A 13333-nucleotide genomic window follows, 5' to 3' on the forward strand; every position below is an offset into this window, starting at 1 on the left:
ATAGCGGATATGGACTTAAATTGCGAATGTTGTTCGTTTCAAAATTCGGCAAATTGCCTATGCCTGTAAGCTCCCACAAGGGATTTGTAGACCTTGTAAATGCAGAGTTTTCAAAACAATGGATATAAATTACAATTACCTAAAAGCGCAATAACACGCTAATAATGCAGAATACTGGACTTACAGATGATTGTAATTACCATATTAGAACCCAGGAATGATGCCCCTGAAATTTCTACCTTTTGCACAATCATTATGCCATATGTTCTGGCGGTCGGATCTCTTGAACCGTTTTCTTTGGAAAAATTGTTAGACCTTCCATGAGCCAACGAAATTGCTGACTGGTAAGTGCTCGTACTTCGGATTCATTTCTTGGCCACACGAAGTTCCCTTTCTCTAGGCGCTTATACAAGAGCAAGAATCCGTCCTTTTCCCACACCAATCCTTTGATTCTGTCAGTCTTGCGACCACAGAAAAGGTAAAGCGTATCAGGAACGTACGGGCTACTTCCTGTTTTGGATTCGATGATAGAAGCTAATGAATCCAAGCCAAAACGGAGATCCGTGTAGCCGCAAACGATATAAATCTGTTTAAAACAAGTGGCATCATTCAACATGGGCAAGCACCCCAAGAACTTTTGATAAAAGTGAAGATGATGTGTTTTCTGTAACACGAAGAGTCACACCATGCGCTGAAAGTTCAATAAATGATTCATCGCACTCTTGATTTGTTTCTGCAAAAGAATAATTACCATTTGTCATTAGATTGGTAGGAACAGGAACAATCGCTTGTTCAACAACCTCGCTTGGAAGCGAATCCAAACAGGCTTTGCGAACCTGAGTCATTCGGTAATAATAGTTTGCGGTGGTAATAGAATGTTCCTGACACCATTCGCTGACAGACATTCCAACAGGCCGATTGTTACAATCTTGAATCATTTGAGCCCATTCTTGTATACGACAATTGCGTGATGCTATAGATGTTTGAGATTTCATAATAGAAGCCCTCCTTGTGTCAAAAAAGTTTAGACTAAACTTTTTAGACTAAACTTTTTTGATGAATATTAATTGTTGGGTCTATTTTCTCAAATTTTCATAGCGCAATCTATATACGCACTATGGTGCGTTTACATATGTTCATTCTACCGTCTCTGCCTCATTTTTGCAATACAAAAAAGGCCGCTAACAAATTAGCGACCCATTTTATTAATATAGCATCAATTTTGCAATATAATCATTTTTTAAGCTATAACCATAATTTTTAGCTGACGCCCACCCCTTGCCATAAGGATTTTCCTGAATTCCAAGCCACTCAACATAAGGTGCACAGCCTCTTGATACATAGGAAAACCTATTATCAACACAAGGATTATTCAGTGGTTCCGTAGATGCATAAGCTTTCAAATGTTGTACCTGTGCTCGAATTCCCTCTCGCACACTACTATAACTATTTCCCGGTACTCCACCTGTTGCCCCCAGTCCAGCAAAATTGTACTGTGTAATGCTCACATCTCCACCAAATCGCAAAAATCCTGTTTCTTTCATTGCTTGACAAAATGCAACTTCTGCCTTTATTCCTTCTGCGTTACATTCCTCCAGATATATCTGGCAGAAATTCTCAATTGATGGTGCATCTGACCCTGCATAGTATCCTGGATATGCAGCGTTACTATTATAATAGGCCAACATTTGAGCTAATGTTATTGCTGAGGATCCGACTATATTATAATATCCAGACACAGATGTCACGGCGCAACTGGTTTCACCAACCATTTTGCTAATACCTGCTTTATCTGACACATATACATTTACCTTGTAATTTCCAAGGTTATTTTTATGATTTGCCGGGTCTACATACACACTATAATTTCCACCCGATGTTTTCGTCGGTGTATACCATACTAAATCGCTTTGATCTGCTGCACTCCATATAGGAACCATAACAGATGTTATATCTGCCCCCGATGCTACACCTGATATATTTACCTGAAATGTACCACTTGATGCATTCTGATTTACAATTTCAATTTTTTTCTCACTAGGTCCTGTTACAACAAATGAAGTGGTTCCTACATTAACCATAGCCCCGCTCTTGTATGTTGCATACGCATGCACATAATACATCCCCTCTGTTCTATGATTACTTAACGGAACATTCGCATACCATGTATCCCCAGAAAGTGTCCCTTGATAAAACACTAAATCATCCTGGCCATTCGTATCACTCCACACAGCGAACTGTACACCTGCAAGACTTTCTCCTAATGTTCCTGGTATATGCCAGCCAGATATAGAGAATATGCTACCATCGCCATTTGGTGATGCAGACACCTGAGCTGAAGGTGCGCTCATATTTACTGTCTGCATATTTACACATTCTAATGTTCCGTTTTGACTCAAAACATATGTATGGACGTTATATTTGCCAAATCTACTGTTGTGATTTGCGACATCAAAATGTGCTTTATATGTGCCATCTGCCTGTGCTGTTGCTGAATACCATCTGATATCACTTTGATCTGAAGCACTCCAGATAGCATAACGCACATCTCTTATTAAACCACTCGCATTCACACCAGACGATACGACATCAAATGTTCCTGATACCGTGTTTACATTTTGGATTTTTACATTTTTCACTGATACTTCTGGAACAACAAATGATGTGCATCCTACGTACTGCATATTTCCAGTAATATCTGTTGCATATGCGTGAACATAATAGGTACCTGTTGTTTTATGATTCGCAATTGGAATATTAGCAATCCACTTATCTTGACTTAAGGATGCATCATAAAACACCAAATCATCCTGTCCATTTTTGTCACTCCATACTGCATATTGTACTTTCGCCAAACTTTTTCCTAAAGTTCCTGGTATATGCCAACCGGTTACTGTATAGTTAGCATTTACATTATCTGATATGTTACTTACTGTTGCCTGTGGTCTTGGAATCTTTACTGTGAATGGATTGCTTACACTTTCCATTCCACTTACACCATTTTGTACATACACATACACCTGATATGTTCCAAAATTGCAATTGTGATTTGCAATATCAACATGTGCTACATATGTTCCATCCGCCTGTTTTGTTGCAAAATACCAATGCATATCACTTCGATCTTCTTTACTCCAAACAGGTACTACAACATTTGATACACCTGCAATTGCCTTTGGATTTGACACTACAACATCAAATGTTCCTGATACTGTATTTATATTCTGTACATATGCATTATCAACTCTTGCTGCCTCAACATCAATTGTATTTTCTGCAACTTTTTCACGAACTCCATTGGCATATGTCGCATAAGTATGAATATAGTATTTTCCCAATGTTTTGTGGTTAAATAACGGAACATTCATCTCCCATCTGTCACCTTTAAGGCCTGCTGTGTAAAATACGAGGTCATCCTGACCACCTTCTGCACTCCATACTGCATACTCAACTTTACTTAAACTTGCGCCAAGCGTTCCAGGTATATGCCAGCCAGATACCTGGATATTTGTTTCAGACGCATCAATACTCACAGAAACATCTGATTCACATTTTTTAATATTTACAGATGTTGTCCCAATACAACTTGATACTCCTACGCTATCATAGATATATGCATGCACCTGATAAGTTCCATATTTACATCCATGATTTGCAATATCAACATTAGCAGTATAAGAACCATCACTTTGTAACTGTGCTGTATACCAAACAATATCGCTCTGGTCTGCTGCACTCCATACTGGTATCCGAACGGTTGAAACCGAATAATTCGAGTGTATTCCAGATACTCTTACCTCAAATGTTCCCGACACATTATTTACGTTATCAACACTTAAACTTGCACTCACAGCCTCCGCTACATTAAATGAGGTATCGCCCATATAATAGGAAGAACCATCCGTTTTCATTACATAAGCATGAACCGCATACGCCCCTAAAGTTTTATGATTGCTTAATGGTACTGTTGCTTTCCAATCCCCATTACTATCCTTAGATGCTGTATACCAGACAAGATCATCTGCACCATTTGAAACACTCCATACTGCATATTGTACACCATATACATCTGGAATATTTGATGCATTTATTTCACACGTTCCATTTGCATTTAACACCGCTGATAAATTTGCTGTTCCTGCTGGATAGTCAACATAACTTCCCTTTTTTTTCACTCCATAATAAGATGCGATTCCAGTTGCATCTGCTATTCCCAAACGTTGTAACTTTTCATCACTATTTAAGAAATTATTAGCATCTGATGCATTTGAAATAAAAGCATGTTCTACAATAATTCCCGTAAATCCTGATTTTTTGCTATTTCGAATAACAGAATAGTAATCTGCCAGGGAGCCATCATCATAAGTTGAACCATTTTCTGAATTTTTTATTTTTGTCCCTCTATTACCGAGACCAAGCGCTGTTAGGTTATTTAAAATTGAACTTGCAATTCCACCTCCTACAACTCCTGCTGTTGGAACATAATTAGAATTAGGATAATACACTTCCGCTCCAGATGGTCCATCTGTTGAATGTGAATTGATATGAATACTTACAAATACGTCTGCCCCGACACTTTTAGCGTACGCAACCCTATCTTCCAGTCCAACATATGTATCTGATGTCCTGGTCATATAAACATCAATACCCTGATATGTTTCCAATTCTGCTTTACAATACTGCGCAATTTTTAATGTTAAATTCTTTTCTGACAAACCATTTCCATTTGCCCCTGAATCATTTCCACCATGTCCAGGATCCAAAACTACAACAATATTGCCATTTGCCGACTTTCCATATGATTTTCCAACAAAATCCTGCTGTTCCTTGACATCCTCAATTGCTTCCTGTATTGAATTCTGTGATGTCACATTTCCCTCTTGATCCATGGTCACAACATCGTACTTTACTTCATCCGAATCGTCGTCATCATCAGTCACTATCGCATCTGGTGCTGTTGTAACTTCTGTATTTACACCATATGTGATATCAATCCCAATATCTTTTAACGTAATCGTGTTAAATCCATCCTCATATGTACATTCCAGTGAATCCAAGGAATATGTTCCTGTCTGTGTTGCATCCTGATATTCTATCGTAAACCGGATTCCTTCATCAATAATTTCTGATGCATTTACCTCAAACTGTTCCCCGGTCTCATTGCAATGGTATACTAATTTTGCCGATGTAATCACTTTTCCCGATGTATCAAAACCGACAATCACATTTTGTGAATCAGGAGTCTGAATGTATGGCTGATCTAATACTACATATTTTAAAAGAAAATCTGCATCCGTATCTTCATTAACTACATTCTCTTCATCCGTTACTGCCTCTCCCTCTACACTCTGTTGCAGATTCTCTTCTGTTTCAACGGATTCTGATTCTAACTGTACATTATCAATATTCTCCGTATCTTCCGATATTTCCTCTTGAATGTCTGAAGATACTTCTGCAGTAGTGTCGTCCACACATTCTGTAGAATTCTCTTCTTCCACTCCTTCCTCTGTGTAAGCCTCCATTGCAAACACATTTTCCAATGGCATACTCATAAAAACTATCATAAATGCCATTAGAAACGCTGTAATGCGCTTTGCAAGTTTCTTCATTTCATTTTCCTCCAATTGTAATTTTATATACCTTATATTAGCACCTTTTTTCTTATTTATCTACGGTATAACCCCTAATTAAGAAAAATATAAGGGGAATACAAATATTCCCCTTATATCATGCCTCATTTTTTACTTTTTGAAACCATAACATACATCTGTCATTTGCAACATATAGAATTTTTGCAAATAAAGCTATAACAACACAACATGTTATAAACAAAATATAACTTCCTGTTCTTGTTAGTGTTGCCAAATCAAAGGTTGCTGTCATCCTGTCGATAATTACATGATGCACTAAAAATATTGCATATGAGTATTTACTGATACATGCACAACTTTTTCTTACCGCTCTAAAATCTAAATACCTTGAAATAAATACAAGAACACAGAACGATGCAATTCCAACATATGTTGTCTGAAAACTTGCTAACCATGACGGTGCAAATATTGTATTCAAAACCAATACACATACTGAAGCAAGCAGAACTGGTATATTTATTTTCTTAATATATTTTACAAAATACATACCAAACAAAATTTCCGGCAGTCTTGTTGTAATCAATTCTACTCTGTTAAGAGTGCCATTATAAATCCATACGCTCCAAATATATAGTAAAAAAGCTATAATTGCACAACCTATTGGATGTTTCTTTACTCCCCATCTCAATAATGGAAAAACGAGATATATTAAAACAATACACCCCAAAAACCATTCGCCCAATATATAAAAATTAGGTACAATACCGGTCAGATAACCATCAAATCCTATAATTGTATAAATAATATTTCTTTTTGGAATTGTGGTATCAAAGCCCTTATTTACATAAAATAAATATATAAAGCCCACAAAATATGCCAGCCAGAACATAGGATATATAGCCAAAAAGCGCTTTTTATAAAATGTCTTCAATTCAAGTTTTTCATCATATACATGCATGAGCGCAGCCCCAGAGACTATGAAAAATAAAGCCACACCAAAATCCCCTATGTATAAATTGCATACTTTGTATGTTACCACAATCTTGTCCCATGCTTCTGGCGGATACGAAATAAGATATACTGCATTAAAGTGCGTAAGCAATATTGCCACTACAGCAATTGCACGTATAAAATCTAAATAAAATAGTCGTTCTTTTTTCATTATTACTCCCTAAAAGTCCTTATTATAATGGTCTCATAAATTAAGACACTTTTTCCTCCTTTGAATTCTCTCCTCTATATAATAGTGCATTACCATAGCTGTCAAAACACTCACAACAACTGTAAGAACCGATAGTATCCAAAATTGTTGTATACATTCCATAAACTTAATCAATACCACATAATGCACTAAGTAAACAGGATAACTTATTTTTCCAATCTTTTTTAATAGCTGGCATTTTTCAAGTATATCCTTACTTCTGCTCCCTGACTCAATTAATATTATTATACAACACCATATAAAAGCAATTAACAAATACTTATTTTGCAGCCACCCTGACGGGGAAACATCAAAAATAATCTTTTTCATAAATGGAGTAAGCATAAAAATAATACCGAAGCAGGCAACAACCCCCATATCTGCAATCCAATATCTTCTTCGTTTCTCTGTTATCCTCTTCACCACTGTTGCCAAACAAATTCCCATTCCAAATACAGGTATATACCATCTAATTGAAATTGAATTCTCTATATAGCGACTATATGGAAACATGAATTCAAACAATGCCGAAAACAATACTATTGTTAACAAATAAACAGAATCTTTCTTAATTGATTTTCTAATCAAAATAAACAAAGGAAAAATTATATATAGCTTTATAATGACCGGCATATACCAAAAATGTCCAATCCCTTCTACAATAAAGATATGTGCCAATAGCTGCCGTCCCGACGTAATAAAGCCACTTAAATATGCTCCCACTAAAACCAAAAGATAACACGGATAAATTCTCAATAATTTTTGTGAATAGAACCTTAGAATCTTGAATTGCTTATCTCTATTTTTTTCATATGGATATATCATGAGAAAGCTACTTAAAATCATAAATAGCCACACACCTATCTTTCCACATCCCGATACATAACTTCCTACTTCGGACACAGAAACAATATGTGCAATAAGCACGAATAAACATGCTATGCCTCTTAAGGAATCAATATACCCCACTCTTTTTTGATCCATTTCTTTGCCTCGTTCAAAAATTTCTCCATTCCTATATGCTTTCTCTACTCTTGCGCACCATCAACATTCAATTTATAAACTGTATAGATATCTGTTTCAGCAATAACCGTAGCCCCCATATCTTTTAACTCATTTAAAGCATTTTCATCTTTGTTCCAAACTAAATATTCAAATGCATTTTCTTTCATATAGGAAAGAACATCGTCTAAACTCTCTCCTTGATAAATATACCCTATTCTAAACTGTGCACTGTACTGCTGCATATAAAGATATGTTGTCAAATCTGCAACAAGCCATGTATCCTCACTTGTATATTCGCTAATTGCATCGCCTAAATCAACCGTCTGAGCAGGCAATTTATAGATATTATTAAACCATGAATACTGACCAATTTTCCAGTATGGTTCTCCGCAACAAACAATCATTATAGATGCTACCAAGATTCCTATATACTGCTTCCATCTAATTTTCAAATCCTCAAGTACACATGTCAATGCATAGGCCATAAAAATTTCAACAAATAATATATAATACAATCTTACATACACACAAGACGCTTCTAACAAGCCATATGATATATAAAATACAATCGGATTGAAAATGAAAATATATAAACAAATAATATATTTTTTCAAAAATGAGTGTTCATCATTCTTTTTCTTTCTGAATAGAATATATAACAAACATGGATAATATAACCACTGCATTTTTGAATGACTCCAATATACATTGTATGTTTCTAGTGCCATATCAACTGCATTCGGGAACAATTTTGAAATGTTTTCTGGACGAAAACTATCAAGCAACGATAACTGCATTCCATAAAATACAGCTATCATTGCAAAACATAGTATCATAATAACAAGAGGAATCTTCTTTTTTACCTTTTCCTCATTTAATATAATACTTGCTAAAATCATTAAGATTGACAGACCTACTCCCATCAAGCTCATCGAGATTGTTGCTATTACGATAAGTGCCAGACCAAATACCTGCTTTTTTCCATATCTGCTTGTGCAAATCAGATAATAAAATAAAAACGGCAGCATAATTGATGCCATTACAGCTTTTCCATGCCAGACACATATTGCAAGCCGAAGTGTCAAAACATACCATGAATATCCGCCAAAAATAATTAAAACACACATCCAGAATACAAAAACCGCTGTTTTCTTTTGATTATTCTGAAACAGTTTTCTTCCAAGCAACGTATACACCATATATGCCATTGGTACAAGCCACACGGGCAATATCGTATGTGCAATTGCCGCAACGTGAATTCCTGTTATCTTTCCTAAAAAGGCTATATAATAATTCCATGAGGTTAATAAAAGTTTCCAATTCCCCTGTATAAACTGATTTTTCTGAACGGCATACTGTGATGCACTTATGTATGTTGTATCATCAGCTCCATTATATGTTAAACCAAAGATGTATGTAAAAACCTGAAGTAATATAATCGAAATTATCACAACATCATACAATGTTATATTAACCTTTAGTTCTAATAAGCTATTCTTTATTACTTGGAATTTTCTTGCAAATATCACCGCCAACATTCCAACAATGATTACTCCGTAAATAAGAACTAATGTATTAAAACTTGCATTTGCCAAATCCAATGGGACACATATTATTTGAAACAATGTCCATAAGATAATATTTCCCCACATATACTTTTCAGCAAAGCTTTTCTCTCTATTTCCCTTTACTAGTTCTGTACCCATAATTCCAATACATGTAGGAACCACAGCTAAATAGCCTGCTAAAATTACAAGACCTATTACTAATCTAATTTTTTCCATGAATACATCAATCCTCTCTAAATTTTTGACATCACCTTTTTCAGACTCATTCTTATTTCGTACCTACTTTAAACTCGCTCTTTAAACATTAATATTCAAATTTCTTTACAAATTCCCGTTCCAATTCTATCTCCGTATACACATATACATCCATAAATACATATTCTTTTAAACGCTGCATGAAGATTGGCGTATACTTTTCTTTTTTTAGTCTGTGATTTCGTATCTGATTCACAACATTCGGATTATTGTTTGAATTACAGACTAAATTCAATCAAAAACCACTGATTATCCTTATTAATCACAAATCCATCCGCCGTATTCACAATATCATCTTTTGTATCTTCAAATTCTTCCAATACCCTTGCTCCCCGATATGGCTTTTTTGCAATCTCATCCATATCAAGAACCGGCATCTCTTCCCCATTATAAAAATAGGTTAACGGTACTTTTTCCCGTATCATTTAATCCCGCAATCACTGTTATTCCATCCAACTGAATCTCAGCTTCTTTTATTTTTGCAAAATTTTCAATCCTTAATTTCATCTTACCATCCTTCGGATATAGATATGCCTTTTTATATCGTTCTCATTTTCAATGACAAGTATACCATTTTCTATTATTAGTTGTCTAGAATGTCTCTTCGGATTAATTTGACACCTTTTAGCTTTCTTATGTTTTTTTCAACAAGATAACCACAATTTAGCAACTACCATTTAATTCCCTACATTTTCTTACAGACAAATTCCTCCCAGGATCCGCACGTTCTGTTCCTTAAGCATCTTAATCTCTCCAGAAATCTCGTCATAAATAGACTGACCGCTCTGTTCAATCAAAACCGCTGTTCCGATTTCTACTGCTTCGCGCAACGCTGCTGCCGAATAACAAACATTTTCTCCGTAAACGACTTCAATTCCCACATTCTGCATCTTCTCTGTAAATGCTGTAATCCATGCTTTCTCTACATGTTCAATCTCCGTTCCTGTCAGGAATATTTTCTGAATGTTTTCTGCCCTGCATGCAAGTTCCAGATTGGAAACAAGAATATTCTCTGACGCTTCCCTGGATATTTTCTTTCTCTTACGGTTTTTCAGGTTCAACAGGAATTCATCTACCTTTGAAACCTTTTCTTCTTTTCTGATGCATCCTAGTAAACGCACTCCGTACAGGTCTGATAACTCTTCACTGTTTTGTAATGTACTTGAGAAAACTACTTTTGCGCACACCCACAATACCACAAAAAATACACCAACAACAAAACCAAGAATCAGATATTTCATACTGAAGGATGGTTTCGTCGGAGGCGCCTGAACTACTACTTCAGTATCTGCTTCCTCCCCTTCCTCTAATGTGTCTGCTGCAACCGTTATGTCCAATTCCGACAGTTGTTCTTCTGACATCGCATTGGTCAATACATTTAACTGATATCGATAATCGCTTAATTGCGTCTGTGCCACACTCTGCTTCGATGCAAGATCACTATCTGTCTGTGTAATTACATTCTCCGATAACAATTTTAATCTATGGCTGCCTACTGTATCGGAAATCACCGAGGTCTGTCCTTCGATGCAATTTTCTACTACTGCTGCCATCTCCTTTAAAGTTTCTTCGTCTGTATAAACCACCTGCACAGAAAGAATGCTATTCGACTTTATTTCTGCTTCCAAATCATCTACTGAAATCAATTCTTCGATATATTTTTCATCCAGATCAAGTCCAAGTTCATTTTTTATTTCAGATGTAATTGCACCACTCTTAATATATTCTGCATATGCCGCCGTCACTGCTGTGGTGTAGTCTGATTCGATATTCTCGTTAATATTCCATGAATAATCAGAATCTATGTAATACTGCATTACTAATGCCTTTTCCTGGTATGGATCAATATTCATCAACACAGAATTTTTCAAATACTTCCGGCTTTTTTCCATTGCCTTTTTTATACTTTTGGCATCCTGTATCTGTTGTAACTCGTCTTTTGTAAAATCAGTTGAACTACTTGCTTCAACTTCTTCTGTTAACTCCTCCGCTGCCTTTTGCTGCGCAACTTCCGCATGATATGTTTTCATTCCTTTTACATAATGCATACCTGAAATTAAAACAGCGAAAATAATTCCGCTTATTATCCAGAAACGCCATGCCATTACAATCTGCCAAAATAACTCTCTTAAAGATATCTCCTTCTCAAATTCTTGTCTTTCCATAATGATAACCTTCTCCTCTACTTTTTTATCTTCTTTTTTAATATCCCTATTACCCATAGTATTTCTTCACATCTAAGTATTATTAGCATTATACTATAAACCAATAATCCAACTATGGTTGCGGAAACGAACCTGACAATCGCAGAATAATCAACTAATACCGTTTGCATTCCCATAAGCACCATACCAGTTACAATTGCTGCCAACAACATTTTTACCAATTTTATTTTCATGTCTCCCAATCTAAGTGTCCCTATTTTTTGATGCAGGAAAAACATATTCAAACCTACGGACACTATTTCCGCAATTACCGTTCCTAATATAATTCCTGCAAATCCTATAAACTGTACACAAAGAATACTAAATACAATGTTAACAACTACTGACAAAATACTTATTACCATTGGTAGCTTTGTATCTCCAAATGCCAAAAAAGCCTTTGTAAATAATCTTTCTATATTTATTGCTATCCAACATGCTGCATACAGAATAATTGCAACTGTTGTCAATGACAACGCTTTACTATCAAAAGCCCCCCTAAAATAAACAATCTTCACAATATCTTCTCCAAATATAACAGTAATGATACTAATTGGTAATAATAGCAAACATAATACTGCTATTCCCTGCTTTATTGTACCCTTTATAGCATCTACATTTCCTTTTACAGCTTCATTTGAAAATTCAGTAAAAAATACTGTTATCAAGGATTCAGAGATTATACTTACTACCAAATCGCTTAAATTTGAGCTATATGAAAGTGCCGATACAGCTCCTTCCGTAGTTCCCGAAGCAAGCATTCTATCCACTAGCTGATTAATTTCTACTGTTGTATTACTGAGCAGAACGGGAATCGCAACTTTAATTAGCGTTATCACGTCATTGTCATGAACATCAAATTGCACCCGAATTTTTACACTCTTTCTTGTTCTATATGCCAAGAAAACAAACTGTAAAAAATAAGCGACAGGAATTGCAATAAGTAATGACATAACTCCCCATGAAGCATGAAATCCAATTGCAAAAACAATCGTTGTAACACTATATATGATTCCGGAAAATGCCCCATAACCATATATCTGTTCTGCATCCAATATGCTCTTCAACAATCTTGCTAATAATGAGAAAACCATCCCCAGTGACAAAATTCTTAAATACAATGCTACTTGTTGTAATTGTTCCCCTTTATATCCAGGAGCCGTAACTTTTGCTAGCAACGGTGCTCCCAATAAAACAATAACACTTATCACCAACGCAGCCACAGTCGTTACCGTAAGAACCTTTGAAGAGAAATCCGATGCCTCCTTTTCTCCACGGTTAACTTTTTTTTCAATATAACGTGGCAAAAAAGCTAACGCAACAGCGGTTGATAACGCATATAGCACATTAAGTACAAATCCATTCGCTAAATTATACGCATCCATTGTACTATCTGCACCGAATAGATATGCAATAACAATTGTTCTTAAAAATCCTATTATTTTTCCTAAAATAGTTAATATACTAATTAATAAAGCTGATTTTATAACTTTTTCTTTCATGTCCTAA

General features: G+C 35.6%; 10 protein-coding genes. All 10 read right to left on the reverse strand.

Annotated elements, in window-relative coordinates; genetic code table 11:
* Positions 1-253: 253 nt before the first annotated feature.
* Positions 254-616 carry an IS66 family insertion sequence element accessory protein TnpB gene (gene tnpB, locus BIV16_RS09245; RefSeq protein WP_075680044.1) on the reverse strand — a complete coding sequence of 121 codons (363 nt, stop codon included), beginning with the start codon at positions 614-616 and terminating at the stop codon, positions 254-256.
* On the reverse strand, positions 606-995 hold the full coding sequence (locus tag BIV16_RS09250; RefSeq protein WP_075680043.1) for a hypothetical protein: 390 nt from the start codon (positions 993-995) through the stop codon (positions 606-608). The genes tnpB and BIV16_RS09250 overlap by 11 nt, the downstream gene beginning before the upstream one ends.
* Before the next feature lie 210 nt (positions 996-1205).
* Complete coding sequence (locus tag BIV16_RS09255) at positions 1206-5609, reverse strand: GBS Bsp-like repeat-containing protein (RefSeq protein ID WP_075680548.1); 4404 nt, start codon at positions 5607-5609, stop codon at positions 1206-1208.
* A 118-nt stretch (positions 5610-5727) separates the two neighbouring features.
* Positions 5728-6753, reverse strand: a complete 1026-nt coding sequence (locus BIV16_RS09260) for an acyltransferase family protein (protein ID WP_075680549.1) — start codon at positions 6751-6753, stop codon at positions 5728-5730.
* A gap of 33 nt (positions 6754-6786) precedes the next feature.
* Positions 6787-7776, reverse strand: a complete 990-nt coding sequence (locus BIV16_RS09265; RefSeq protein ID WP_075680550.1) for an acyltransferase family protein — start codon at positions 7774-7776, stop codon at positions 6787-6789.
* A 44-nt stretch (positions 7777-7820) separates the two neighbouring features.
* The gene (locus BIV16_RS09270) at positions 7821-9581 is read right to left on the reverse strand and encodes a DUF6077 domain-containing protein (RefSeq protein ID WP_075680551.1); all 1761 of its coding nucleotides are present in this window, start codon (positions 9579-9581) and stop codon (positions 7821-7823) included.
* Positions 9582-9838: 257 nt separating this feature from the next.
* A complete protein-coding gene (locus BIV16_RS09275) occupies positions 9839-10045 on the reverse strand; it encodes a hypothetical protein (RefSeq protein WP_159435936.1) in 207 nt (68 codons plus the stop codon).
* Positions 10008-10127, reverse strand: coding sequence for an AAA family ATPase (locus BIV16_RS09280; protein WP_202969656.1), 120 nt, complete (start codon positions 10125-10127; stop codon positions 10008-10010). Before BIV16_RS09280 ends, BIV16_RS09275 begins: the two co-directional genes overlap by 38 nt.
* A gap of 188 nt (positions 10128-10315) precedes the next feature.
* Positions 10316-11785, reverse strand: a complete 1470-nt coding sequence (locus BIV16_RS09285; protein ID WP_143524743.1) for a hypothetical protein — start codon at positions 11783-11785, stop codon at positions 10316-10318.
* A 17-nt stretch (positions 11786-11802) separates the two neighbouring features.
* Positions 11803-13326: a murein biosynthesis integral membrane protein MurJ gene (murJ, locus tag BIV16_RS09290; protein ID WP_075680554.1), complete on the reverse strand. Its 1524-nt coding sequence runs from the start codon at positions 13324-13326 to the stop codon at positions 11803-11805.
* Between the last annotated feature and the right edge of the window lie 7 nt (positions 13327-13333).

It is taken from the genome of Roseburia sp. 831b (assembly GCF_001940165.2).
Lineage (GTDB): Bacteria > Bacillota > Clostridia > Lachnospirales > Lachnospiraceae > Roseburia.